The organism is Streptomyces sp. NPDC058279 (assembly GCF_042881255.1).
Taxonomy (GTDB): domain Bacteria; phylum Actinomycetota; class Actinomycetes; order Streptomycetales; family Streptomycetaceae; genus Streptomyces.
Window position 1 is genome coordinate 41,531 of record NZ_JBHVYA010000009.1, and the last position, 24,725, is coordinate 66,255.

18 protein-coding genes and 1 pseudogene are annotated in these 24,725 nt (G+C 72.1%); 7 read left to right on the forward strand and 12 right to left on the reverse strand.

Annotated elements, in window-relative coordinates; all coding sequences use genetic code 11:
- Window positions 1-34 precede the first annotated feature (34 nt).
- From ACFVXJ_RS18720 to ACFVXJ_RS18740, 5 genes are all read right to left on the reverse strand, one after another.
- On the reverse strand, window positions 35-3,091 hold the full coding sequence (locus ACFVXJ_RS18720) for an AAA family ATPase (RefSeq protein WP_389662925.1): 3,057 nt from the start codon (window positions 3,089-3,091) through the stop codon (window positions 35-37).
- 79 nt (window positions 3,092-3,170) lie between these two features.
- Window positions 3,171-3,344 carry a hypothetical protein gene (locus ACFVXJ_RS18725; protein WP_389662927.1) on the reverse strand — a complete coding sequence of 58 codons (174 nt, stop codon included), beginning with the start codon at window positions 3,342-3,344 and terminating at the stop codon, window positions 3,171-3,173.
- A 228-nt stretch (window positions 3,345-3,572) separates the two neighbouring features.
- Window positions 3,573-4,229: a hypothetical protein gene (locus ACFVXJ_RS18730; RefSeq protein WP_389662929.1), complete on the reverse strand. Its 657-nt coding sequence runs from the start codon at window positions 4,227-4,229 to the stop codon at window positions 3,573-3,575.
- Window positions 4,230-4,652: 423 nt separating this feature from the next.
- On the reverse strand, window positions 4,653-6,956 hold the full coding sequence (locus ACFVXJ_RS18735; protein WP_389662931.1) for an MMPL family transporter: 2,304 nt from the start codon (window positions 6,954-6,956) through the stop codon (window positions 4,653-4,655).
- 213 nt (window positions 6,957-7,169) lie between these two features.
- Window positions 7,170-7,550 (reverse strand): signal peptidase I, encoded by a 381-nt coding sequence (locus ACFVXJ_RS18740; RefSeq protein ID WP_389663241.1) that lies wholly within the window; start codon window positions 7,548-7,550, stop codon window positions 7,170-7,172.
- Between the two features lie 129 nt (window positions 7,551-7,679).
- On the opposite strand from ACFVXJ_RS18740, the gene ACFVXJ_RS18745 reads away from it, so the two are divergent.
- The 4 genes from ACFVXJ_RS18745 (at window position 7,680) to ACFVXJ_RS18760 (ending at window position 11,954) form a co-directional block, all read left to right on the forward strand.
- Window positions 7,680-8,495 carry a GNAT family N-acetyltransferase gene (locus tag ACFVXJ_RS18745; protein WP_389662932.1) on the forward strand — a complete coding sequence of 272 codons (816 nt, stop codon included), beginning with the start codon at window positions 7,680-7,682 and terminating at the stop codon, window positions 8,493-8,495.
- A 144-nt stretch (window positions 8,496-8,639) separates the two neighbouring features.
- Complete coding sequence (locus tag ACFVXJ_RS18750; RefSeq protein ID WP_389662934.1) at window positions 8,640-9,164, forward strand: DinB family protein; 525 nt, start codon at window positions 8,640-8,642, stop codon at window positions 9,162-9,164.
- Between the two features lie 97 nt (window positions 9,165-9,261).
- Window positions 9,262-11,361 carry a penicillin acylase family protein gene (locus ACFVXJ_RS18755; protein ID WP_389662935.1) on the forward strand — a complete coding sequence of 700 codons (2,100 nt, stop codon included), beginning with the start codon at window positions 9,262-9,264 and terminating at the stop codon, window positions 11,359-11,361.
- Window positions 11,358-11,954, forward strand: a complete 597-nt coding sequence (locus ACFVXJ_RS18760; RefSeq protein WP_389662937.1) for a GNAT family N-acetyltransferase — start codon at window positions 11,358-11,360, stop codon at window positions 11,952-11,954. The genes ACFVXJ_RS18755 and ACFVXJ_RS18760 overlap by 4 nt, the downstream gene beginning before the upstream one ends.
- Here the strand turns inward: ACFVXJ_RS18760 and ACFVXJ_RS18765 are convergent.
- Window positions 11,929-12,720, reverse strand: a complete 792-nt coding sequence (locus ACFVXJ_RS18765; RefSeq protein WP_389662938.1) for an alpha/beta fold hydrolase — start codon at window positions 12,718-12,720, stop codon at window positions 11,929-11,931. The genes ACFVXJ_RS18760 and ACFVXJ_RS18765 overlap by 26 nt on opposite strands.
- A gap of 167 nt (window positions 12,721-12,887) precedes the next feature.
- On the opposite strand from ACFVXJ_RS18765, the gene ACFVXJ_RS18770 reads away from it, so the two are divergent.
- The 3 genes and pseudogenes from ACFVXJ_RS18770 (at window position 12,888) to ACFVXJ_RS18780 (ending at window position 15,788) form a co-directional block, all read left to right on the forward strand.
- On the forward strand, window positions 12,888-13,712 hold the full coding sequence (locus ACFVXJ_RS18770; protein WP_389662939.1) for a Scr1 family TA system antitoxin-like transcriptional regulator: 825 nt from the start codon (window positions 12,888-12,890) through the stop codon (window positions 13,710-13,712).
- A pseudogene (locus ACFVXJ_RS18775) lies at window positions 13,709-13,948 on the forward strand (DUF397 domain-containing protein). Before ACFVXJ_RS18770 ends, ACFVXJ_RS18775 begins: the two are co-directional and overlap by 4 nt.
- A gap of 73 nt (window positions 13,949-14,021) precedes the next feature.
- Window positions 14,022-15,788 carry a protein kinase gene (locus ACFVXJ_RS18780; RefSeq protein WP_389662941.1) on the forward strand — a complete coding sequence of 589 codons (1,767 nt, stop codon included), beginning with the start codon at window positions 14,022-14,024 and terminating at the stop codon, window positions 15,786-15,788.
- Between the two features lie 68 nt (window positions 15,789-15,856).
- Here ACFVXJ_RS18780 and gatB read toward each other — a convergent pair whose 3' ends face one another.
- The 6 genes from gatB to ligA all read right to left on the reverse strand — a co-directional run bounded on the left by gatB (window position 15,857) and on the right by ligA (window position 24,723).
- Window positions 15,857-17,365: an Asp-tRNA(Asn)/Glu-tRNA(Gln) amidotransferase subunit GatB gene (gene gatB / locus ACFVXJ_RS18785; RefSeq protein WP_389662943.1), complete on the reverse strand. Its 1,509-nt coding sequence runs from the start codon at window positions 17,363-17,365 to the stop codon at window positions 15,857-15,859.
- 15 nt (window positions 17,366-17,380) lie between these two features.
- Window positions 17,381-17,626 (reverse strand): hypothetical protein, encoded by a 246-nt coding sequence (locus ACFVXJ_RS18790; RefSeq protein WP_136214541.1) that lies wholly within the window; start codon window positions 17,624-17,626, stop codon window positions 17,381-17,383.
- Window positions 17,623-19,122: an Asp-tRNA(Asn)/Glu-tRNA(Gln) amidotransferase subunit GatA gene (gatA, locus tag ACFVXJ_RS18795; RefSeq protein WP_389662944.1), complete on the reverse strand. Its 1,500-nt coding sequence runs from the start codon at window positions 19,120-19,122 to the stop codon at window positions 17,623-17,625. Before gatA ends, ACFVXJ_RS18790 begins: the two co-directional genes overlap by 4 nt.
- 5 nt (window positions 19,123-19,127) lie before the next feature.
- Window positions 19,128-19,424: an Asp-tRNA(Asn)/Glu-tRNA(Gln) amidotransferase subunit GatC gene (gene gatC / locus ACFVXJ_RS18800; RefSeq protein ID WP_010984178.1), complete on the reverse strand. Its 297-nt coding sequence runs from the start codon at window positions 19,422-19,424 to the stop codon at window positions 19,128-19,130.
- A 469-nt stretch (window positions 19,425-19,893) separates the two neighbouring features.
- Window positions 19,894-22,089 (reverse strand): putative bifunctional diguanylate cyclase/phosphodiesterase, encoded by a 2,196-nt coding sequence (locus ACFVXJ_RS18805; RefSeq protein WP_389662946.1) that lies wholly within the window; start codon window positions 22,087-22,089, stop codon window positions 19,894-19,896.
- A 387-nt stretch (window positions 22,090-22,476) separates the two neighbouring features.
- Complete coding sequence (gene ligA, locus ACFVXJ_RS18810; protein ID WP_389662947.1) at window positions 22,477-24,723, reverse strand: NAD-dependent DNA ligase LigA; 2,247 nt, start codon at window positions 24,721-24,723, stop codon at window positions 22,477-22,479.
- Window positions 24,724-24,725 lie beyond the last annotated feature (2 nt).

The window sequence follows — 24,725 nt, forward strand, 5'->3', positions numbered from 1 at the left end:
CGGAGGGGCGCCGGGGCCCGCGGGCGCGGTGCCTTCACCGGCCGTGTGCCGCCCGGGCGGGCACGTGGACGACCGGGCCGAACAGCCGGAGCCGGTGCGCGAGGGCCGCGGCCTCGCCGCGGCCGGAGACGCCCAGCTTGGCCAGGATGTTGGAGACGTGCACGCTCGCCGTCTTCGGGGAGATGAACAGCTCCTCCGCGATCTGCCGGTTGGTGCTGCCCGTCGCGACCAGGCGGAGCACCTCCCGCTCGCGGCTGGTCAGGCCGAGTGCCTGGACCGCGTCCTCCTCCGGCGCGACCGGCCGCCGGGTCGGCTCGTCGTCGGTGAGGGGGAGCCGGGCCCGCTGCGCCAGCAGGCCCAGGTCCTCGCGCAGCCGGCGGGCGCCGAGCCGGTCGGCGGTGGCGTACGCGTCGCGGAGCAGGGCCGCGGCCCGGTCGCGGGCGCAGCCGGCCGCCAGCAGGGTCTCGGCCAGCCGGTGGCGGGCGCGGGCGAGCAGGTAGGGGCGCTCCAGCGGGGCGATCGCCTCGACGACCGCGGTCCAGTCTCGGACGGTGTCGCGGCCCTCGGCCCGGCGCAGCTCGGCCCGGAGGTATTCGGCGTGCGCGGCCCACACCGGGACGGGGGTGGCCAGGTCCCGGGCGGCGTCGCGCAGGGCGGCCACGGCGGCGTCGCGGCCGGCGTCGGCGACCGGGAGCCCGCGGGCGTCGGCTTCCGCGGTGGCCGCGGCGAGGAGCAGCGGCCAGGCGTAGCGGTGGTGGCCCAGCGGGAAGCCGGCGGCGATCGCGGCGGCGACCTCCGCGCGGACGTCGGCGATCCGGCCCTCTCCGGCGGCCAGCCCGACCGCGAGGCGGTAGAGCGGTATCCGGTGCTGGGGCTGGGTGTCGTGCGTTCCGAAGTGGGCGTGGGCGGCGGCGAGCTGCGCCGCCGTCTCGCTCAGCTCTCCGCGCGCCAGCGCGAGGTAGGCGAGGCGGGCGGCGCCGGAGCCGCGCGGGGCCGCGCTCTGGCCGACCCGCAGCGTCCGCTTGGCCGCTTCGGCGGCCTCGTCCCAGCGGCCGAGGCTGTAAAGGCTCTCGGCCATGTTTCCCCAGATCCATGCCTGGATGTCCAGGAGCCGGGCCTTGCCGACGCGTTCGACGCCCTGCTCGGCCACTTCCACGGCCTCCCGGGACTTGCCCAGGCTCTCCAACTGGGAGCTGAGGTTGATGTGGGCCCGGCCCGCCAACATCACATGACCGAGGGCGGTGGCCCGTTCCTTGACCTCGTGCATCACCGCCAGACCGCGCTCGCGCTCCCCCGAGTCGGCGAGCAGCGAACCCATCGTGATCCGGGCGTTCAGCTCGATCTCCTCGGCGTCGACCATGTGCGCGTACTCGACGGCCCGTTCCGCGGCCTCCAGGTTGCCCGGGCCGGGGTTGTGGAGCATGCCCCACCCGGCGGCCCGCACCAGCACCTGCGCGTGCACGTGCGACGGGGGCAGCCCTTGGACGAGTTCCTGCGCCTTGGCGAGTTCCTCCCACCCGTCGCCCCGGCCGAGGCCGGCGATCAAGGAGGAGCGCTCGGTCCAGAACCAGGCGGCCCGCAAGGGGTCCGGGTCCTCTTCGAGGAATCTCAGCGCCAACTTGGTCGTCTTGAGGGCGCGTTCGCGTTCACCGCCAAAACGTGCCGCGACGGTCGCCTCCGCCAACAGGTCGAGGCGGACGAGCGGGGTGGTGGCCGGGTCACAGCCGCACGGCGGGTACACGTCGGTGTAGTCCACCGGGCGCAGCGCCTCGCGGACTTCGGCGGGGGCGCTGTCCCACAGGTCCAGGGCGCGCTCCAGCAGCCGTAGCTGCTCGGAGTAGGCGTGCCGGCGCCGGGCGGCCACCGAGGCGGCGAGCACGGCGGGGAGCGCCTTCGCCGGGTCGTTGGCGTAGTACCAGTAGGTGGCCGTCCGGATGACCCGCTCCTCGGCGCGGACCAGCGAGTCGTCGCCTTCCATGGCCTCCGCGTAGCGGCGGTTGACGCGGGCCCGCTCGCCTGGCAGCAGGTCGTCGCTGACGGCCTCGCGCACCAGCGAGTGGCGGAAGCGGTAGCCGTCCCCGTCCGCGGTGGCGAGGAGGATGTTGGCTCCGACCGCCGCCCGAAGGGCCTCGATCAGTTCGTCCTCGGTGAGTCCGGCGACGGCCCTCAGCAGCGGGTACTCGACGGTGGAGCCGCCCTCGGCGACGAGCCGCACCACGCGCTGGGCCGCCTCGGGCAGCACCTCGACCCGTACCAGCAGCAGGTCGCGCAGCGACTCGGTGAGGCCGGTGCGGCAGCCGCTCGCCTTGGAGGCGACGAGCTCCTCGACGAAGAAGGCGTTGCCGTCGGAGCGTTCGAAGACGGAGTCGACGAAGCCCTCTTCGGGCTGGGCCGCGAGGATGCCGGCGAGCTGACGGCGTACCTCCGCCCGGTTGAAGCGGGGAAGCTCGATCCGCCGGACGGTACGGAGGCGGTCCAGTTCGGCGAGGAGGGGTCGCAGCGGGTGACGGCGGTGGACGTCGTCCGCACGGTAGGTGGCGACGACGACGAGACGGCCGCTGCCCAGCGTCCGGAAGAGGTAGGCGAGGAGGTGCCGGGTGGAGGCGTCGGCCCAGTGCAGGTCCTCCAGGACGAGCACGATGGTGCGGTCCGCGGCGAGCCGCTCCAGCATCCGGGCCGTGAGCTCGAAGAGCCGGGCGGTGCTCTCCTCGTCGTGCGGCCCCCGGGGGGTGTCGCCGAGTTCGGGGAGGATGCGGGCCAGTTCGTCCTCCTGGCCGGCGGCCGCGGCGGCCAGCTCGTCGGGGAGGCGACGGTGCAGGCTGCGCAGGGCCGTCGAGAAGGGGGCGAAGGGCAACCCCTCCGCCCCGATCTCCACGCAGCCTCCGACGGCCACCACGGCGCCCCGGCGGTCGGCGACCTCCAGGAACTCCTCGGTGAGCCGGGTCTTGCCGACCCCCGCCTCTCCCCCGATGAGGAGGGCTTGCGGCTCCTGTTCGGCGGCGCGCGTCAAAGCATCGACGAGTACGGCCAGTTCGTCGGCTCGGCCGACGAACACCGGGCTGACGGATCTGGTCTCCACGGCGTCGAGCATCGCACAGGGGCCCTGCCCCGCGGCACTCGTTATCGGTGCGCTTCTCATCACGCGTCACTGGGGCCGCGTGGCGGGGCGGTCAGGCCGCCCGGGTGAAACGGCTGCGTAGCGCCCTCACCGTTACCCCTTCGGGTTCCTGGCTCCGCGCGGACGCGGCGCGGCGCGCGTTCTTGGCCTCCCGGACCAGCCGGTACCGGTCGGCCCGGCGGACCAGGTCGGCGTGGCGGGCGGTGGCGAGCTCGTAGGCGAACATCTCGTACTCCCTGGTTGCGTTTCTCGGGCACCTCGTTCGGTGTGATCCAAGATTCGCGTCCCAGGGGGTACCGCCACATCGGGCGCATGCCTCATCTACCCGGTCCGGGCGCCTTAGGCCGGGGGCCGTAGGCGCCTGACGCGGCTGCGGGTGGAGCGCGGCGGGCGAGGGGGAGGTAAGGCGGTGCCCGTGCGCGTAAGGCGGCGCCCGTGCGCGTAAGGCGGCGGCCTAGGCGGGCTGGGCGGGGGCCGTCGGGATGGGGAGGAGCACGTCGAAGTACATGAGCCCGAAGAGCAGGATGCCCAGGACGCCGAGGGCGACGGCCGCCCAGGCGACGGACCGGATCCAGGTGGGCAGGGTGCGGCCGGGCGTGCCGAAGGCCGGACGGGCCAGGACGAAGACGGCCAGCAGCAGCGCGAGGGTGGCGAGGACGCCGTTGACCAGGGCGGTGGCGTGCCACGGCGCGCTGTAGAGCGCGGCGATCTTCTGGTTGTTGTCGGCGGTGGCGCTCAGGTCGAGCTGGTTCGCGAGGTTCTCGCGCTCGGCGGCGACGCGGGAGACCCAGCTGCCGCTGAGGGCTACGGTGCCCAGCGCGGCGGCGACGATGGCGGTGGCGGCGGAACCGACGCCACCGGCGCGCTCGTCGGTGTCATCCGCCCCGTGCGTCTCGTCGTCCTCGTCGTCCTCGTCCGCCTCTTCCACCTCGTCCGTCTCGGCGGAGGTATCCGCCTCGACGGTGGCGTCCTTGGTCAGTTCGACGGGCCGGTCGGCCGGTTCGGCCTCCACTGCCCCGGCCGAGGTGTCGGCCGCCGTGTCGGCCGCCGTCACGTCCTCGGGGGTCTCGGCATCGGCGGGGGCGGGGGCGGGGGTCTTGGTGGTCTCCATGCGGGGCACCGTAGGCGGCGTTTCTGAGAGGTTCCTGAGAGGTCCCTGAGCAGCCCCCGGCGCATCGGCCCAGGTGGGGCCCGGGTCAGGGACGCCGCCGGCGTCGGCCTCGGCTACCGCGCGGCGGGTTTCGGCCACTCCGACGCCGGCTCCGCCCGGATCTCGCCGTCCCGGCGATCACCCCGGAGCGGGTAGCTCTCCCGCAGGGCGCCCTCCCGCCTCATGCCGAGCCGCTCGGCCAGGGCGAGGCTCGTGCGGGTTGGTGGAGGAGTCTCACCACTCCGCCCGGTGCGTGCCGCGCTCCTGGAAGCCCGGCCAATGAGGCCGGGCAGCCCCGGTAACCGGCCCCGGCCGGCGGCGGATGTGCCGCTCCCTTCGGGTCGGTGGTGCGTACGGCAATCGCCGGATCACCGGATCGCCGGATCATCGGGATGTCGTGGCGGGCTCGAAGCCGTCCGCGCTCGTGGCGGTCTCGGTACCGGCCCGCTGCGCGGGAGGTCTCGCACGGTCACGGCGCTCGGGCGGATCGATGCTCATCCGCGGCAATCGACGGTCCAGCCACGCGGGGAGCCACCAGTTGGCGCCGCCGAGCATGTGCATGAGCGCGGGGACCAGCAGCGTGCGCAGGACGAAGGCGTCGAGCGCGACGGCGGACGCGAGGGCGATGCCGAACATCGCGATGAGGCGGTCGCCGCTGAGGACGAACGCGAGGAAGACGGAGATCATGATGACGGCCGCCGAGTTGATCACCCGACTGGTCTCCGCGAGTCCCACGCGTACGGCCCGACGGTTGTCGCCGGTCTCCAGCCACTCCTCGTACATCCGGCTCACCAGGAAGACCTGGTAGTCCATGGAGAGCCCGAACAGTACCGACACCATGATCACGGGCAGGAACGGCTCGATCGGTCCGGCGCGGCCCAGGCCCAGCAGCTCACTGCCCCAGCCCCACTGGAAGATGCCGACGACGACACCGAAGGAGGAGGCCACGGCGGCGACGTTCATGGCGGCGGCCTTGACCGGAATCCCGACGGACCGGAAGGCCAGCAGCAGGAGCACACACCCGAGGGCGATGACCACCCCGACGAAGAGAGGCAGTTTTCGGATGATCACCTCGGCGAAGTCGTCGAAGGAGGCGGTCGCACCGCCTACGTGGGCCTCCATCGAGCTGCCGCGCGCGGCACGCGGGACGACGTCCCGGCGCAGCCTGTCGACCAGGTCGCTGGTGGCGCGGGACTGCGGCGCGTAGTCCGGTACGACGGTCAGGACGGCGGTGTCACCGCTCCGGTTGAAGACGGGCGGGACGGTGGAGGCCACTCCTCTGGTCGCGCGCAGCGCCTCGGCCAGCCGGTCCACGGCGATCCGGTCCGCCGCGCCGTCGAGTCGGGCGACGATGGTGAGCGGACCGTTCGTCCCGGGCCCGAAGCCCTCCGCCGGCGTCCGCCCCCGCGCTGCTCCGCGCTCCCGGGGCTGGGAGGGGCTGCCGGCCAACAGGTCGTAGGCCCGGCGGGTGGTGGAGCCGGCCGGGTTGTTGCCCTGGTCGGAGGTGCCCAGGTGCAGGGAGGCGGTGGGCAGCGCCAGCACCACCATCACCGCGGCGGCGACCAGTCCGAGCGCTTTGGGGTGTCGTTCGACGAACGCGGACCACCGGGCGGCGAAGCCCGCGGGCGCCTCGGGCCGCGGCCCCTCGGCCGCCAGCCTGCGGCGCTCGCGGCGTGAGAGGGCGCGCGGGCCGATGAGGGAGAGGAGAGCGGGGAGCAGGGTGACCGACGCGGCCACCGTGAGGACCACGGTGAGGGAGGCCGCGATCGCGACGCCGTCGAGGAAGTCGAGCCGCAGTACGAGCATGCCGAGCAACGCGATGCACACGGTGGCCCCGGCGAACACCACGGCCCTGCCGGTGGTGGCCACCGCGTGCGCGGCCGCCTCCTCGACGGGGATGCCTCGGCGCAGGCCCTTGCGGTGCCGGGTGACGATGAACAGGGCGTAGTCGATGCCCACTCCGAGCCCCACGAGGGTGCCCAGCATCGGCGCGAAGTCGGCGACGGGCATGGCGTGCCCGAGGAGCGCGATCCCGGAATAGGCGGTGCCCACGCCGACCAGGGCGGTGGCGATGGGCAACAGGCTCGCGGCGAGGGAGCCGAACGCGAGGAAGAGGACCACGGCCGCGATGACCACGCCGACGACCTCGGCGTAGTGGGCGTCGGGCGCCTCGGTCAGGGCGATGGCCCGGCCGCCGAGTTCCACTTGGAGCCCGTCCGTCTCGGTGGCGGGGTTCTTGGCCGCCTTCACGACCGCCTCGGCCTGGGCCTTGGGTACGGAGTCGGACTGCCGGTCGAAGGTGACGACGGCGTAGGCGGTGCGCCCGTCGGGGCTGATCTGGGGGGCCTGCCCGGGGTGGTGGCCGTAGGGACCGGCGACCGATCCGACGCCGGGGAGGCGGGACACCGCTTCCAACGCCGCCGTCATGCGCTGCTCGACGGCGGGGGTGCGGGCCGTCTGGTGCTCGGGGGCCCGCCACACGATGGTGTCGACGTCGCCGCCCTGGTCGTGGAAACCCTCGCGGAGGAGGGTGGTGGCCCGGCCGGACTCGGTCCCGGGGACCTCGTAGTCGTTGGAGAACGCCGAACCGGCGACGCCGGCGGCGAGCGCCGTCGCGGCGAGTGCGAGCAGCCAGATCAGGACGGTGGCCAGGCGGTGCCGCAGGCACCACCGTGCGATTGCTGCCAACGGACGTGCTCCCTGGGGGGATGGATCTTGGTGATTTGGTGGATCTGTTCGGACCTATCCGGACCATTCAGACCTGTTCGGATTAGTTCGGGGCTTCACGGAGGCAGGCCGTCGCCGCCCGGGGCCCGATGGTCCGCCGCGCCGTTGAGGATCGCAGCGTTTTATGATCATTGGACCCGTTCGTGCGCATCGTCACAGGCGGTGGGTGTCTCGTCAGGAGGTCGGGGGCGCTGCGTCGGCCGACGCCTCGGCTCGGTAGCCGGGTAGCGAGGGCCAGCGGACCGTGAGGACCACCGTGTCCTCTTCCGCGTACCAGGAGTGGTCGACACCGCGGCCCCAGACCACGTAGTCACCCTGTTCGGCGAGGACGACGGTGCGGCCCGGGAACTCCAGCCGAAAACGCCCGCTGATGAGCACCTGGAGCGCGGTCCGCTCTTCTCCGGTGACCCACCGTGCCCGCTCGTCGCCTTTGGGGTGGACACCCCACTTGATCTCCACGTCCTCGCTGTGGCGGGGATCGCCGGCGGCCTTGAAGTGACCGAGGAGCCAACCTCGGTCGGCGGCGGCATCGGGGGCGGCCTTGCCGGTGTAGATGGTGGGGGTGGCGGTGGTGTCGGGGGCGGGGTTGGGGGTGCTTGTCGTCGAGTGGTCCGTCACGGGGCGAGGCTAATGCAGTTGTACGGAGCTGATGCCTGGTGGTGGTCTGAGCGGATGGCAACAGCGATGGATCGTGACGATGTGATGCGGGTACGTGCCCTCTACGACGCGGAGATGCGCCGTGACGCCCGGCCGGACTCGGCCGAGGCCCGGGTGGAGCGGGTGGGTGCGGTGGTTCGGCAGACGATGCCCGGGCCGTTGGGTTGGAACGCCGTGCTCTGGTCGGAACTGGACGAGGAGAACGCGGACGCGGAGATCGCGGCGCAGATCGCGCACTTCGGGCAGTCCGGGCAGTTCCCTGGTGCCGGGCAGCCGGCGGGGTTCGAGTGGAAGCTGTACGACTACGACCGTCCGGCGGACTTGGGGGAGCGACTGCGGGCGGCCGGCTTCGTGCCGGAGCCGCCCGAGACCCTGCTGGTGGCCCGGACGGCCGATCTCGCCGCGCTGCCGGTGGAACCGCCGGAGGGCATCACCCTGCGGGTGGTACGGGACGAAGCAGGGGTTGACCTGATGATGGAGGCCCATGCCCGGGCCTTCGGCACCGAGCGGCCGCACATCCGCGAGCAGATCCTCAGCCTGCTGCGGGAGCGGCCTGACACGATCGAAGCGGTCCTGGCCATGGCGGGTGACACCCCGGTCAGCGCGGCGCGGATGGAGATGCCCGCGGGGTCGTCGTTCGCGGGCTTGTGGGGCGGCGGCACGGCCCCGGAGTGGCGCGGCCGGGGCATCTACCGCCTCTTGGTGGCCCACCGGGCCCGCGTCGCGGCGCAACGCGGCATCCCGTACCTCCAGGTGGACGCGTCGGCCGACAGCCGCCCGATCCTGGAGCGGCTGGGCTTCCAGGTGCTGGGGGTGACGGTGCCGTACGTGTGGGAGGGGTGAAGGCGGGCGGGGCGGGGGTTTTGGGCGCGGGGTTGCAGCGGGGCGGTGTCGGGAAGCCCCCAGCACCTCCCTGATCCCGAGGAAGGGTGCACCGGCCCCGAAACCCCCTTCCGCCTCCGACCCCCCGCCCTGCAAGATCCGTACATGGAACCCGACATGAAACCCGTCATAGAACCCGTTGACCCGCCCCTCACCGGCGGCGAGCGCGAAAGCCTCCGTGGCTACCTGGACTACCACCGCGCCATCCTCGCCGGAAAGTGCCGGGAGCTCTCCGACGAAGACCTGCGGCGGCAGGCGTCGCCGCCCTCGACCTTGTCCCTGTTGGGTCTCGTGCGGCACATGGCCGAGGTCGAACGGCATTGGTTCCGCCGCACGATCGGTGCCACCGACGTCCCGCACGTGTGGTCCGACCGGCATGACTTCCAGGCCGCCTACGACGCCTCCTCCGCCACCCGCGCCGAAGCCTTCGCGGCCTGGGAGGCCGAGGTCGAGCACTCCCGCGCCGTGGAAGCCGCCGCCGAGTCCCTCGACGTCAGGGGCTATGTCACCAAGTGGGAGGAGGAGGTCTCGCTCAGGTTCGTGATGCTGCACATGATCCACGAGTACGCCCGCCACAACGGCCACGCCGACTTCCTCCGCGAGGCGATCGACGGCACCGTCGGCGACTGAACCCGACTCCGGCCCCCGGCCCCGGCCCCACCCCCTATAGTTGGCTCGACAGTTAGGGTTGCCTTACCTAAGCCGCCACCACCGGGGGAGCCCCAGCATGACCAGCCCGACCGCCGCAGACGGCTCCACCACCGACCCCACGTCCCCCGGCGTCTACCGGGATTCCTGGGGCATCCCCCACCTCCGCGCCGCCGACCACCTCCGCCTCGCCCGCGCCCAAGGCCGCGTCACCGCCCTGGACCGGGCCTGGCAGGTGGAGGTGGAGCGGCACCGCGCCCAGGGTTCGAGTGCCGCGTTCCTCGGGACCGGGGCGGTCGCCTGGGACCGGTTCGCGCGGCAGGCCCGGCTCGACGACACCGCGCGCCGCTGCCACGAGACCCTCGACGCCGCGACCGCCGCCTGGGTGGGGGCGTACGTCGACGGCGTCAACGACGCCCTCGCCGAAGGGGCCGCCCGCGACGACCGGTTCGCGCGCACCGCGCACCGCCCCACCCCCTGGGAGCCGTGGGTACCGCTCTCCATCTGGATCGCCACCCACATCCTCTTCGCCGGCTTCGCCACCAAGCTGTGGCGCGAGCGCGTCGCCCGCGCCCTCGGCGACGACGCCGTCACGCTCTTCGCCACCGACGGCCCCGGCACCGCCGGCAGCAACGGCTGGCTCGTCCCCGGCGAGCGCACCGCCACCGGCGCGGCGATCATCGCCGGCGACCCCCACCGGTTCATCGAGGACCCCGGGGTCTACCAGCAGATGCGTCTCTCCTGCCCGGAGTACGACGTCCTCGGCCTCGCCGTCCCCGGCGTCCCCGGGCTCGCCCACTTCGGCCACACCGGCAGCGCCGCCTGGGCCATCACCAACGCCATGGCCGACTACCAGGACCTGTTCGTCGAACAGTTGCGCCCCGCGGCCCACACCGACGGTGAGACCATCGAGGCGCTGGGGCCGGGCGGCGCCTGGGAGGCCGTCCACCGGCACACCGAGACGATCACGGTGGCCGGCGCCGCCCCCGTCACCGTCGAGGTGCTGGAAACCGCGCGCGGCCCGGTCATCACCCACACCGCCACCGCGGAGCAGCCGCTCTCCCTGCGCTACCCGCCCCGCGTCCGCCGCGATCTCGGCTTCGCCGCCCTCCCCGCGCTGCTGCGCGCCCGCACGGTCGCCGACATCGACCGGGCCCTCGACGGTTGGGCCGAACCCGTCAACGTCGTGCACGCCGCCGACACCGAGGGCGGGCTGCTGCACCGCGTCGCCGGAGCGGTCCCGCACCGCGACCCCGCCAACCGGCTGCGCCCCGTGCCCGCCTGGGACGCGCGGTACGCATGGCAGGGCTGGGCCGCGACCCCCGCCGAGCCGGTCCAGGGCTTCGCCGTCATGGCGAACGCGCGCGGCATCGCCTCCCCGCTCGGCGTCGAGTTCGCGCCCCCGCACCGCGCGAACCGCATCCGCGAGCTGCTCTCCGGCTCGGCCGACTGGTCTCCGAAGGCGATGGCCGACGTACACCGGGACACCCACCTGGCCTCCGCCGAACCCCTCCTGGCCCTGCTGCCCGGGCTCGACGACCTCTCCCCCGACGCGGCGCTGCTGCGCGAACGCCTGCTCGCCTGGGACCGACGCATGGAGGCCGACTCCACCGACGCCACCGTCTTCTCGGCCTTCCGGACCGCGACCGTACGCCGCCTCGCCGCCGACCCCGTCTTCGCCGGCCTGGCCGACGCGCCGACCGCCCCCGAGGTGTTCCACCCGTGGCTGTACCTCGTCCCGCGCGTCGGCTACGCCCTGGAGGGGCTGCTGACCACGCCCCTCCTCCCCGACCTGGACCGCGCCGGTCACGTCCGCGCCGCGCTGGAGGAGACGGCGGCCGGACACACCGCCGACACGCCCTGGTCTGAGGTCCACCGGCTGACCCCGTGGTCGGTGCTCCCCGACCCGGACGCCGAGTGGCTCGGCCTCGGCGGCGACCACGACTGTGTGAACGCCACCTCCTCCGTCCCCGGTTTCACCGACCTCACCGCCCGGGCATCGGCGGCCCGTTACGTCTGGGACCTCGCCCGGCGCGAGGACAGCCTCTGGGTGGTCCCACTGGGCGCCGACGGGGTCACCGGCTCCCCCCACCACCGCGACCAGCTTCCCCTCTGGGCCCGCTGCGAACTCGTACCCGTCGTCACCGACTGGGCCCGCCTCACCAAGGAATCCGCATGACCACCTCCACCCGGCAGCCCGTGTTCACCCGCTCCGTCGAGGGCTTCGGGACCGTCACCCTCACCCCTCTCGACCCGGCCGCCGACTCCGCCCTGATCCACGGCTGGGTCACCGAGGAGCGGGCCCGTTTCTGGGGCATGGCCGAGGCGAGCCGCGAGCTGGTCCGGGAGATCTACGAGGACGTCGACCGCCGCACCACCCACCATGCCTTCCTCGTCCGCCGCGACGGTCGACCGGTCGCGCTGTTCCAGACGTACGACTGCGCCGAGGACCGGATCAGCGAGTGCTACGAGGTGCGGCCGGGCGATGTCGGCATCCACCTGCTGCTCGGGCCGGCCCAGGGTGCGCCGGAGCACGGTTTCAGCGCGGCCCTGGTGGGGGTGTTCACGGCGTACCTGTTCTCCGACGGCGGCGCCCGCCGCGTGGTCGGTGAGCCGGACGTCCGCAACGGCAAGGTCATGGCCTTCCTGGAGCGCTCGGGTTTCGTCCTCGGTCCCGAGATCGAGCTGCCGGAGATCGACCTCCCCGAGGTCTACCTCCCGGCGAAGAAGGCCCGTCTCGCCTTCCTCAACGCGATCCCAGGAACCCGCTGATCAACGCCGCCCACTCCGCCGGTCGTTCGACGAAGGGAAGATGGCCGGTGGCGAGTTCCGCGTACTGCGCGCCCGGGAGGGAGTCGGCCAGTTCCCGCTGGAGGTCGAGCGGTACGAGCCCGTCCTCGGTCGTCGCGATGACGAGGGCGGGTACGTCGATCCGCGCGAGGTCGGCGCGCAGATCGGCGCCCCTGATCAGCTCGACGTGGTCCCCGCTGCCGGGCGGGATGGAAGCGGCGGTGGCCCGCACCAGCTCTTCCAGCTCCTCGGGGCCGAGGGCCTCCAGCGTCCGCGCGCCGAGGGCGAGCGGGGTCAGGAACCGTGCCAGCGACTCGCTGTCGCCCCGCGCGGCCAACGCCGACCAGAGGTCGGCGACCAGTCCCAGCCGGTTCCCGGCGCGGGCGAAGGTCGCGGTGAGGACGAGCGCGGTGACCCGCTCGGGGTACCGGGCGGCGAGCCGGACGGCGACGTTCCCGCCGAGCGAGTAGCCGAGCACGGCGAACCGCTCCAGCCCTTCGGCGTCGGCTGCCGCCACCAACTGGTCAGCAAGTACGTCGAGTTCCAGCGGTCCGGTGGCGCGCGGCGTGCCGCCGGTCCCGGGGTAGTCGACCCCGACGACGCTGTACGCGGCGGCCAGGTCGTCCAGGATCGCGCCGAAGTTGGACTCGACGGACCCGCCACCGCCGTGGGCGAGCAGCAGCCCGGGGCCACCGCTTTCCTTGCGGACGGTGCGGGCGTAGGGGGTGGTCGTCGTGACGACGGACATGGTGGCACCTCTGCCTTTCTGTAGCGGTCGTTCTAGATTCAACCGTACCCAAGTTCAATAACGTTCGCTATAGAAATAGGCGGCAGGCTGCTCGTACACGCCTTTTGTACGGGTGCCGTAGGGGTGATACGTGGGTCGGCGCGAAGTCTGCGGGGGATGTGACCGGCATGCCCAAAAGCAACCGGCCCCAGAAGAACGCCTCTTGGAAGGTCGTCGGCGTCCTGCCGGCCCACCATCGCAAGCGCGCCCTGCTCACCCAACAGCAGTTGGCCGACCTGGTCTTCTGCGACGTCGAGTCCATCACCTCGGTGGAACAGGGCCGCCGGCCGCTGTCCTTGAAGCTCGCCGTCGCCCTCGACGCGGTCCTGGACGCGAAGGGAGCCCTGCGAGAGGCGGCGGAGGCGATCCCTAGGCGGGAGCGGTATCCGGCGTTCGCACGCGAGTACATCGAGCACGAGGAGGAAGCGCTCAGCCTGCTCTCGTATCAGAATGCCTCGGTCCCAGGCATGCTTCAGACGCCGCAGTACGCAGAGGCGGTCTTCGCCAACTTCTTTCCCCCACTCCCGGCCGACCAGATCGCCCAACAGGCCGAGGACAGGATCGCCCGCCAAGCCCTGTTCCATCGCGAACCGCAACCACCGGTGATGCACTTCATCATCGAGCAGTACGCGTTGGAGCGCCCCGTCGGTGGACCGCAAGTGCTACGCGGACAACTCGAACGCCTACGAGCCCTGGCGGAGCTTCCCTTCGTCGGGCTCCAAATCATGCCCCGTTCTCGCGAGACACACGCCGGCCTGGACGGGGCGAAGGTTCTGCTGGAGACATCCGATCACGAGCAACTCGCCTACGTAGAGGGTCAGCGTGTCAGCTTCCTCCTGGATGACCCCGACGAGGTCCATCCCCTCCATCTCCTGTATGGGATGCTGCGTTCCCAGGCTCTGTCCGTGGAAGACAGCGAGAGCCTGCTGGACGAGATGCTGGGAGAGTCATGACGCACCAACTGGCCTGGTTCAAATCGAGTTACAGCGGTAGCCAGGGCGGCGACTGCATCGAAGTCGCCTACCACTGACACAAGTCGAGCTACAGCGGCGACGCCGGCGGCGACTGCGTCGAGGTCGCCGCGCACCCCGCCGCCGTGCACGTCCGGGACTCCAAGGTGACCGACGGACCGGTCCTGACGGTCTCCCCCGGGACTTGGGCCGCCTTCGTCTCGGGCGCGGCAAACTGACCGTTTCGATTGACCGTGTGATTCAGGCCACGCCAGACTGACCCCCACGCAAACCAGTGCCGCTGGGGGGAAATTGACCAGCCAGAATCTGCACATCGGACCGGATTCCGCAGCCGACCGTTATCGGTTGCTCCGGTCCATCGGGCGCGGCGGGGAGGCCGTGCTCTATCTCGCCGAGATCGAGCTCGCGGGTGGCAGTGAACCGGTGGTCGTCAAGGTGCTCGACTCCAAGACGACCATCACGCCCGACATCTTCGACCGGATCAGCCAGAAGTGGAACGAGCAGGCCGAACTGCTCCGCTTCGTCCACCGCCCCGGTGTCGTCGGTGTCCGGGAGCATTTCGAAGGGCCGCCGATCCACCGGCCCGGGGAGTCCGGGACGCTGACCGGGCGGGCGCTCGTGCTCGTCATGAACCACGTCGACGGGCTCGATCTGCGCGACTGGCGGGCCGAGCGGACCCTCACCACCGCCGCCGAGCGGCGCGAGGTGATGCGCACGCTGGAGCAGCTGGCCGACGTGCTGGACTGGCTGCACTCGGGGAAGGCGACGCCGTCCGGGCGCCAGGTGATCCACGGTGACCTCTCCCCCGGCAACGTGATGGTCGACGCGCACGGGCAGGCGACTCTCGTGGACTTCGGCCTGAGCAAGCTCACCGCCGACCACCAGACGGCCGAGGTCTGGTTCACCCCGGGCTACGCGGCCCCAGAGGTCTTCGACGGCAAGCGGACCCCGGGCGCCGACCGGTACGCCTTCGGGGCCATCGCGTACTTCCTGCTGAGCGGGGAGTCCCCGCCCTCCTCGCCGGAGCAACTGGCGCGGGCCATGCAGGCGTTGCCGCAGATCGCGGCGCTGGACGCGGAGCAGCGGAGCCGGATCACCGCGATCTACGCCTACGACCCCGCCGAGCGGCCGGTGAGCCTGACGGGGTGGATGAAGGACGTCCGGCACGCGGTGGTGTCCACGACCAGCTCCACCTCCCAGCGCGCCACGGCCGTCCAGGACGCCGTACCCGGCGCGGTCCCGCCCCGGCCGGTGGTGGCCCCGGTGGTGCCGCCGCAGCCCGCCGAGCCGCAGTCCGCGAGTACGCCGCCTGCCGAAGTGCCTCATGTACCGGCCGCGTACGCGCCCACGTACGCCCTGCACGCGACGCCGCCCCCGGAGCCGGCGGGCAGCCGGCCGGGGAAGAGAAAGCGGGCCGGGCTGGTCCTGGGCTCGGTGGCCGCCGTATTGGTCATCGCCGCACTCGCGGTGATCGGCGTACAGCTCCTGAACGGGAAGGACGACAAGGGGCGGGACCAGGCGGCCTCGAACGGCAAGGCGGAGAGCACCGCCTCCGACGGGACCACCCCGGAGGAGACCCCGACGCCCACCCCGTCGGAGAGCGAGAGCACGGAGCCCACGCCCGACCCCACCGCCTCCGGCACCGCGCCGGCGGGCATCGCGGCGAACATCAAGGCGGCCGACCTGACGGTCATGACGCCGGTGTCGGACCTGGGCAACTTCAAGGTCGGCTCGGCGAAGATCAACACCAAGCAGTACGGGGCCGCCTTCATCGCGCAGCCCGACTGCAACGACGAGGCCGTCACGGAGTTCGACCTCAACCGGGAGTGGAAGCACCTGGACTTCACCGCCGGGATCGACGACGGCTCGTTGCAGCAGAAGGGGCGGGTCACCGTCTCGCTGGACGGCCAACCGGCGGCCTTCTCCGAACTGGTGGAACTCGGAAAGCCGATCACCAAGTCGGTGGACGTGAACGGCGCCCTGCGGCTGCGCGTCAAGGTGGACATGGGCTGCGACAACGGCACCGTCGTGATCGCCGCCCCGCAGCTCACCCGCTGACCGGGATACGACGGCGGCCCCGCACCGGAGGTTCCGGTGGGGGGCCGCCTTTCGAGTTACGTGAGCGACTACTCCGAGACGCCCAGCCGCTCCAGGATGAGCTCCTTGACGCGTGCCGCGTCCGCCTGGCCGCGGGTGGTCTTCATGACCGCGCCGACCAGGGCGCCGACCGCCGCGATCTTGCCGCCGCGGATCTTGTCCGCGATGGCGGCGTTGCCCGCGATGGCCTCGTCCACGGCCGCGCCCAGCGCGCCCTCGTCCGAGACGACCTTGAGGCCGCGCTTGTCGACGACCTCGTCCGGGGTGCCCTCGCCGGCGAGGACGCCCTCGATGACCTGGCGGGCCAGCTTGTCGTTGAGCGAGCCCTCGGCGACCAGCGCCGCGACCCGGGCGACCTGCGCCGGGGTGATGGGCAGCTCGTCCACGGAGACGCCCTGCTCGTTGGCGTTGCGGGCCAGCTCGCCCATCCACCACTTGCGCGCGGCGGCCGAGTCGGCACCGGCCTCGACCGTGGCGACGATGGAATCCACCGCGCCCGCGTTGAGGATCGACTGCATGTCGTGCTCGCTGACGCCCCACTCCTCGCGGAGCCGGTTGCGGCGCACGCGCGGCATCTCGGGCAGCCCGCCCCGGAGTTCCTCGACCCAGTCGCGGGCCGGGGCGACGGGGACCAGGTCGGGCTCCGGGAAGTACCGGTAGTCCTCGGCGTTGTCCTTGATGCGGCCGGCCGTGGTGGAGCCGTCCTCCTCGTGGAAGTGCCGGGTCTCCTGGATGATGGTGCCGCCGGAGGAGAGGACCGCCGCGTGGCGCTGGATCTCGAAGCGCGCCGCGCGCTCCACGGAGCGCAGCGAGTTGACGTTCTTCGTCTCCGAGCGGGTGCCGAACTTCTCGGTGCCGTTCGGGCGCAGCGACAGGTTCACGTCGCAGCGCATCTGGCCCTTGTCCATCCGGGCCTCGGACACGCCGAGGGCCTTGATGACCTCGCGCAGCTCGGCGACGTACGCCTTGGCGACCTCGGGGGCCCGCTCGCCCGCGCCCTCGATGGGCTTGGTGACGATCTCGATGAGCGGGATGCCGGCGCGGTTGTAGTCCAGCAGGGAGTGGGACGCGCCGTGGATACGGCCGGTGGCGCCGCCGACGTGCAGCGACTTGCCGGTGTCCTCCTCCATGTGGGCGCGCTCGATCTCCACGCGGAAGATCTCGCCGTCCTCCAGCTGGACGTCCAGGAAGCCGTTGAAGGCGATCGGCTCGTCGTACTGGGAGGTCTGGAAGTTCTTCGGCATGTCCGGATAGAAGTAGTTCTTCCGGGCGAAGCGGCACCACTCGGCGATCTCGCAGTTCAGCGCGAGACCGATCTTGATGGCCGACTCCACGCCGATCGCGTTGACGACCGGGAGCGCGCCGGGCATGCCGAGGCAGACGGGGCAGGTCTGCGCGTTGGGCTCGGCGCCCAGCTCGGTCGAGCAGCCGCAGAACATCTTGGTCTTGGTGCCGAGCTCGACATGGACCTCCAGGCCCATGACGGGGTCGTACGACGCGAGGGCGTCCTCGTACGACAGCAGTTCGGTGACGGTCACAGTGAAACTTCCCTCTCAGCCCAGCAGGACGTCGTCGTCGCCGAGGCGCTTCAGCTCGCGGTACAGGATCGCGAGGCCGGTGACGATGGCGGCGGCGGACACAACGGCGTCGACCAGCTTTAGCGTGTCGTTCTCGGTGCGGGCCTTCTTGGCCTGCTTGATCACGCTGATGGCACCGAAGGCGGTGGTGCCGATCGACAGGTACGTACCGGACTTGGACTTCTTGAAGCCCTTGGCCTTGGACAGTGCGCTACCACTCACAGCGACGGAGCCTCCTCAAGCAGCGGGTGACCCCAACGCTCCGTGAAGGCGGCCTCGACGGCGGCACCGACCTTGTACAGCCGGTCGTCCTTCATGGCGGGGGCGATGATCTGCAGTCCGACCGGCAGGCCGTCCTCCGGTGCCAGGCCGCAGGGGAGCGACATGGCGGAGTTGCCGGCCAGGTTGGTCGGGATGGTGCACAGGTCGGCGAGGTACATCGCCAGGGGGTCGTCGGTGCGCTCGCCGATCGGGAAGGCGGTGGTCGGGGTCGTCGGGGAGACGATCACGTCGACCTGCTCGAAGGACTTCTCGAAGTCCTTCGAGATCAGCGTGCGGACCTTCTGGGCGGAGCCGTAGTACGCGTCGTAGTAGCCGGAGCTGAGCGCGTACGTACCGAGGATGATGCGGCGCTTGACCTCGTCGCCGAAGCCGGCTTCGCGGGTCAGGGCGGTGACGTCCTCGGCGGACAGGGTGCCGTCGTCGCCGACGCGCAGGCCGTAGCGCAGACCGTCGAAGCGGGCCAGGTTCGAGGAGGCCTCGGACGGCGCGATCAGGTAGTACGCGGCCATGGCGAGATCGAAGGACGGGCAGTCCAGCTCGACGATCTCGGCGCCGAGCTCCTTGAGGAGCTCGACCGACTCGTTGAAGCGCTGGACGACACCGGCCTGGTAGCCCTCGCCCGCGAACTGCTTGACCACGCCGACGCGCATGCCGGCGACGGAGCCGTTGCGGGCCGCCTCGACGACCGGCGGGACCGGGGCGTCGATGGAGGTGGAGTCCATCGGGTCGTGGCCGGCGATCACCTCGTGGAGGAGCGCGGCGTCCAGGACCGTACGGGCGCAGGGACCGCCCTGGTCGAGGGAGGAGGAGAAGGCGACCATGCCGTACCGGGAGACCGAGCCGTACGTGGGCTTCACGCCGACGGTGGCCGTGACGGCGGCGGGCTGGCGGATGGAGCCGCCGGTGTCCGTGCCGATGGCGAGGGGCGCCTGGAAGGCGGCGAGGGCCGCGGCGGAGCCGCCGCCGGAGCCGCCGGGGATGCGGGTGAGGTCCCAGGGGTTGCCGGTGGGGCCGTACGCGCTGTTCTCGGTGGAGGACCCCATGGCGAACTCGTCCATGTTGGTCTTGCCGAGGATGACGACGTCGGCTTCCTTGAGCCGGCGCGTCAGGGTGGCGTCGTAGGGCGGGATCCACCCTTCGAGCATCTTCGAGCCGACGGTGGTCGGGACGCCGACGGTCGTGAAGATGTCCTTGAGGGCGAGCGGCACGCCGGCCAGCGGGCCGAGCTTCTCGCCGCGCTCGCGCTTGGCGTCGACGGCACGGGCCTGGGCCAGGGCGCCTTCGCGGTCGACGTGGAGGAAGGCGTGGACCTTCTCGTCGGTCGCCTCGATGCGGGCCAGGTGGGCCTCGGTGACCTCGACGGCCGTGAGTTCGCCGGAGGCGATCTTCTCGGCGGTCTCGGCGGCGGTGAGCTTGGTGATGATGGTGTCAGCCATGGTTGTTAGTCCTCCCCCAGGATCTGCGGCACCTTGAAACGCTGCTGCTCCTGGGCGGGAGCGCCGGAAAGCGCCTGCTCGGGGGTGAGCGACGGACGGACCTCGTCCGCGCGCATGACGTTGGTCAGCGGCAGCGGGTGGGAGGTCGGCGGGACGTCTTGGTCGGCGACCTCGGATACGCGGGCGACCGCGCCGATGATGTCGTCGAGCTGTCCGGCGAAGTGGTCCAGCTCTTCGGCCTTGAGCTCCAGACGTGCCAGCCGAGCGAGGTGGGCGACCTCCTCGCGCGTGATGCCAGGCATGCAGCGATCCTCTGGGGGTGGTGAGTGTGTAGGTTTCGCTGCCAATCCTAGGGGGCGGGGGGCCGCAGCCACTAAACGGTTTGCCGTCCGGGGCCGTCGGCGTCGGCTGCGCGGTGTCCGCCGGGCGCTGCCCGGACCCGCGCGGGGCTCCGCCCCGGACCCTGCGCCTCAAACGCCGGCGGGGCTGGTTCTGCCGCCGCGCCGGGGTGTGCCGGTTGACCCCGTGGGGGCCCGGAGACCCCGGGGCGGAGCCCGGGCGGGCCGGTGGCTGGGGCGGCCCGGGTTGCCCATGGCCCCGGCAGGCCGGTGTCCCCGGCGACGCCGGTTACCCCGCCGGGCAAAAGCAGCCCCGCCGGCGATTGAGGCGCCGGGGGTCGGGGCGGGAGCCCCAGCGGCCCGGGCGGGACACGCCGGGCAACCTCAGCCCCGCCGGCGATTGAGGCGCGGGGTCCGGGGCGGAGGCCCGGGGTCAGGACGCCTGGGATTCCTTGGCCGCCGCGGCGGCGAGTTCGGCCGTGATGTCGGCCGGGCGGCGCCAGCCGCGTTCGCCGCGGGCCAGCAGCCAGGCCGTGGCCTCCTGCGGCGGCATGGCGGCGGCGATCAGCCAGCCCTGGACGGCGTCGCAGCCCAGGTCCCGCAGCCGCTCCCAGGTCTCGTCGTCCTCGACGCCCTCGGCGACGACCAGCAGGCCCAGCGAGTGCGCGAGGTCCACGGTGCACCGGACGATCTCGGCGTCCTGGGCGTCCACGGCCAGTCGGGCCACGAACGAGCGGTCGATCTTGAGCTCGCTGACGGGCAGCCGCCGCAGGTGGACCAGCGAGGAGTAGCCGGTGCCGAAGTCGTCCAGGGACATCTTCACGCCGTGCCCGGTCAGCCCGGCCATGGTGTCGGCCGCCCGCTGGGGGTCCTCCAGCAGGACGTGTTCCGTTATCTCCAGTTGCAGGCCGCTGGCCGGGACCCCGTGCCGGGCGAGTCTGGCGGCCACGGCCCCCGCGAAGCCGGGGGTGTGGACGTCGCGCGGCGAGACGTTGACCGCGACGGGCACCTTGAGTCCCTGGGCGCGCCAGCGGGCCACCTGGGCCAGCGCCGTCTCCAGCACGTACTCCGTCAGGTGCGGCATGAGGCCGGAGGTCTCGGCGATGGCGATGAACTCGTCCGGGGAGACCCGCCCGCGCTCGGGGTGGACCCAGCGCACGAGCGCTTCCAGGCCGGCCACCTTGCCGTCGAAGCCGACCTTCGGCTGGTAGTGGAGTTCGACCTCGCCCGCGTCGAGCGCCCGGCGGAGGTCTCCGAGGAGGCCCAGCCGGTCGGGCGTGTTGCTGTCGCGCTTGGACTCGTACACCTCCACACCGGTGCGGTCCCGCTTGGCCTGGTACATGGCCACGTCGGCCCGGCGGAGCAGGCCCTCCGCGTCCAGGGCGTGGTCGGGGAAGACGGCGAGGCCCGCGCTGGCCTCCAGGACGAGGGTGAGGCCGTCCAGGTCGAGCGGGGAGCTGAGCTCCGAGACCAGGTGGCGGGCGACGCGCTGGGCGCTGGTGGTGGAGTCGGCGAGCGGCAGCAGGACGGCGAACTCGTCGCCGCCGAGGCGGGCCGCCTCGGCGTCCGGCGGGAGCGCCTGGCGCAGCCGTTCGGCGATCTGGAGGAGCAGTCGGTCCCCGGCGAGGTGGCCGAGGGTGTCGTTGACGGCGCGGAAGCGGTCGAGGTCGATGAGGACGAGGGCGGAACGGGTGCCCAAACGTTCAGCCTCGTCCAGCGCGGACCAGGTGCGCTCCAGCAGCCACTGCCGGTTCGGCAGGCCGGTGAGCGGGTCGCGCAGTTGTTCCTCGGCGCGGGCACGGGCGATCCACAGGGTGGAGTCCAGGGCGATGAGCGGTACGGCGAACAGCGGCAGCAGTACGGGTTGGTTGCCGGCGACGACGCAGATCAGCGGGGCGATGCCGAGCAGCGCGGCGGCGACCAGCGCCTGCCGCAGCAGGGCGGTGCGGGCGACGGTGGGCAGTCCGGCGCCGCGCGGGGCGAGCGCGAACCACAGGACGATCCGGGTCACCAGCAGGTAGGCGACGGCGACGAGGACCACCTCGGGGATCGCGGCCAGGCCCCAGGTGCCGGGGAACCAGGGGATCTCCACGGTCGGCGTCTGGCCGAAGGCGGCCAGGACGAGGGCGCCCGCGCCGATGCCGAGGATGTCGGCGGAGCCGTGCAGCAGGCCCTGCCGCCAGCGGTGCCGGCGGGCGGCCCCGACGAGCGAGACGACGGCGAGCGAGACGAGTCCGGCGGGGACCCAGCCGTAGAGGAGGAGCACGCCGAGGGTGAGCGCGGCTCCCGAGCCGGTGCCGCCCCACCAGCGGTCGCGGCCGAGCGCCACGAGGTGGCCGACGATGACCCCGGTGAGCAGGGCGAGCGCCCAGCCGACGGGCCCGCCGGGAAACAGGGCGTGCCGGTCGGCCAGCGCGGTGACGACACCCGCCGCCAGTACGGCGACGGCCAGGCCGACGACGGCGAAGGGCAGCACGGTCCGCCCTTGTCCGCCGCTCGCGCCCGTCCCGGTGTCGGGGGTGCGCGTCTCCCGTGTCCTGGCACCCAGGACACCGAGCCGGCCCGTCCGCATGGACGGGGGTTCCCCGCCGAATTCAGGTGACGGGTCGGCGCTTTCGGTGGGTTTCATGCCCGTCCCTCTCACAGCCGGCGATGCCGATGTCACGCGATGGCCCCTGTGTCATGCCATCACGGCTGAAAGCACATCAGGCAGCCGTGCACGACAGGCGCACCCCTCAACAGTAGGACGCGAGAGGCACCCAAGGGCAGCGGTCGGCGGTGGTTGCCCGAATGCGACCCAGCCATCCTCATCAGTACGGTATCCGCCGAACAGGTGAGTTTGGACCAGGACTTCGAGGTCACCCGTCCGATGATCCGACAGCTCACGGCCCTGCCACCAGCCTTGTACCGGCCGTTTACCCCCGGGTCCCGCGCGGGGGCGTGCGCCCGCCCGTACGGCCGCACGCCACGCATCCGTTGGTTCCGCCGCTCCCTCGGACGAGCGTTCATCCGGTTGTTACTCCGCTTCGGTGGCGCCGTCCACCGGGAGGTCGCCGGACACCGGGAGGCCGCCGTCCACGGGGAGGGCCGCGGCTCGCGCGGCGTCGGGCCCCTGTTCCAACAGCACCGCGAAGCCCGCGTCGTCGAGGACGGGGAGTTTCAACTGCACGGCCTTGTCGTACTTGGAGCCGGGGTTCTCGCCGACGACGACGAAGGAGGTCTTCTTCGAGACGGAGCCGGTGACCTTGGCGCCCCGGCTCTGCAACGCCTCCTTGGCGCCGTCGCGGGTGTGGTTCTGCAGGGTGCCGGTGACCACGACGGTCATCCCCTCCAGCGGACGGGGTCCCTCCTGCTCGCCGGAACCTTCCTCCTCCATCCGGACACCGGCCTCCCGCCACTTGCGCAGGATCTCCTGGTGCCAGTCGACGGCGAACCACTCCTTGAGGGAGGCGGCGATGATCGCGCCGACCCCGTCGGTGGCGGCCAGTTCCTCCTCGGTGGCCTGTTCGATGCGCCCGATCGACCGGAACTCGCGGGCGAGGGCCTCGGCGGCGACGGGCCCGACGTGGCGGATGGACAGCCCGTTGATGACGCGGGCCAGCGGGCGGTCCTTGGCGGCCTCGATGTTCCGGAGCATCGCCAGGGCGTTCTTCTTCGGTTCGCCCTTCTGGTTGGCGAAGACCCGGACGATCTTCTCCTCGCCCGTCTTCGGGTCCCGCTTGGGCAGTCCGCTGTCCTGGTCGAGCACGTACGCCTTGATCGGCAGCAGGTCCTCGATGGTGAGGGTGAACAGGTCGCCCTCGTCGAGCATCGGCGGCGCGGCCGGCTCCAGCGGTCGGGTCAGCGCGGCCGCGGCGACCTTGCCGAAGTTCTCGATGTCCAGGCACTGCCGGCCGACCAGGTAGAACAGCCGCTCGCGCAGTTGGGCGGGGCAGGTCTGCCCGTTGGGGCAGCGCAGGTCGATGTCGCCTTCCTTCATCGGCCGCAGCGGCGTACCGCACTCGGGGCACTCGGCCGGCATCACGAACTCGCGCTCGGTGCCGTCACGCAGGTCCACCACCGGGCCGAGGATCTCGGGGATGACGTCGCCCGCCTTGCGCAGCACGACGGTGTCCCCGATGAGCACGCCCTTGGCCTTGACGACCTCCTGGTTGTGCAGGGTCGCGAACTCGACCTCCGAGCCGGCCACGGTCACCGGCTCGACCTGGGCGTACGGGGTGACGCGCCCGGTCCGGCCGACGCCGACCTTGATGTCGAGCAGCTTGGTGTTGACCTCTTCGGGGGCGTACTTCCAGGCGATGGCCCAGCGCGGGGCGCGCGCGGTGGAGCCGAGCCGCCCTTGGAGCGGGATCTCGTCGAGCTTGACGACCACGCCGTCGATCTCGTGCTCCACGGAGTGCCGGTTCTCGCCGAAGTAGGCGATGAACTCGCGGACCTCTTCGAGCGAGGAGACCACCTTGTTGTGCCGGGCGGTCGGCAGGCCCCACTCGCCGAGGAGTCCGTACGCCTGCGACAGCTTGTCGATGTCGAAGCCCTCGCGGGCGCCGATGCCGTGCACGACCATGTGCAGCGGGCGGGTCGCGGTGACCTTCGGGTCCTTCTGGCGCAGCGAACCGGCGGCGGCGTTGCGCGGGTTGGCGAAGGGCTTGTCGCCCGCCTCGACGAGGCGGGCGTTGAGCTCCTCGAACTTCTCCATGGGGAAGAAGACCTCGCCGCGGATCTCCACCAGCTTCGGGATGCGGTCGCCCTTGAGGCGGTCGGGGATCTCGGCGATGGTGCGGACGTTGGGCGTGATGTCCTCGCCGGTGCGGCCGTCGCCGCGGGTGGCGGCGCGGGTGAGGCGGCCGTTCTCGTAGGTGAGGTTGACGGCGAGGCCGTCCACCTTCAGCTCGCAGAGGTAGTGGTAGTCACCGGTGTTCACGTCCCGGGCGACCCGCTCCGCCCAGGTGGCCAGTTCCTCGTCGTCGAAGGCGTTGTCGAGCGAGAGCATGCGCTCGCGGTGCCGCACGGAGGCGAAGTCCGTCTCGTACGCCCCGGCCACCTTCTGGGTGGGCGAGTCCGGCGTGCGCAGCTCCGGGTACTCCTCTTCCAGTGCCTCCAGCGAGCGCAGCAGTCGGTCGAACTCGGCGTCGCTGACGACCGGCTGGTCGTTCACGTAGTACCGGAAGCGGTGCTCCTCGACCTGCTCGGCGAGCAGCGCGTGCTGTTCGCGCACCGCCGCCGGTGCCGTCGTGTCGCTTGCCTGCTTCTGTTCGGCTGCCATGC

Coding starts and splice junctions, on each gene's coding strand:
- ACFVXJ_RS18720 (WP_389662925.1), bottom strand. CDS start 3,091: ATGCTCGACGCCGTGGAGACCAGATCCGTCAGCCCGGTGTTCGTCGGC.
- ACFVXJ_RS18725 (WP_389662927.1), bottom strand. CDS start 3,344: ATGTTCGCCTACGAGCTCGCCACCGCCCGCCACGCCGACCTGGTCCGC.
- ACFVXJ_RS18730 (WP_389662929.1), bottom strand. CDS start 4,229: ATGGAGACCACCAAGACCCCCGCCCCCGCCCCCGCCGATGCCGAGACC.
- ACFVXJ_RS18745 (WP_389662932.1), top strand. CDS start 7,680: ATGGATCGTGACGATGTGATGCGGGTACGTGCCCTCTACGACGCGGAG.
- ACFVXJ_RS18750 (WP_389662934.1), top strand. CDS start 8,640: ATGGAACCCGACATGAAACCCGTCATAGAACCCGTTGACCCGCCCCTC.
- ACFVXJ_RS18755 (WP_389662935.1), top strand. CDS start 9,262: ATGACCAGCCCGACCGCCGCAGACGGCTCCACCACCGACCCCACGTCC.
- ACFVXJ_RS18760 (WP_389662937.1), top strand. CDS start 11,358: ATGACCACCTCCACCCGGCAGCCCGTGTTCACCCGCTCCGTCGAGGGC.
- ACFVXJ_RS18765 (WP_389662938.1), bottom strand. CDS start 12,720: ATGTCCGTCGTCACGACGACCACCCCCTACGCCCGCACCGTCCGCAAG.
- ACFVXJ_RS18770 (WP_389662939.1), top strand. CDS start 12,888: ATGCCCAAAAGCAACCGGCCCCAGAAGAACGCCTCTTGGAAGGTCGTC.
- gatA (WP_389662944.1), bottom strand. CDS start 19,122: ATGGCTGACACCATCATCACCAAGCTCACCGCCGCCGAGACCGCCGAG.
- gatC (WP_010984178.1), bottom strand. CDS start 19,424: ATGCCTGGCATCACGCGCGAGGAGGTCGCCCACCTCGCTCGGCTGGCA.
- ACFVXJ_RS18805 (WP_389662946.1), bottom strand. CDS start 22,089: ATGAAACCCACCGAAAGCGCCGACCCGTCACCTGAATTCGGCGGGGAA.
- ligA (WP_389662947.1), bottom strand. CDS start 24,723: ATGGCAGCCGAACAGAAGCAGGCAAGCGACACGACGGCACCGGCGGCG.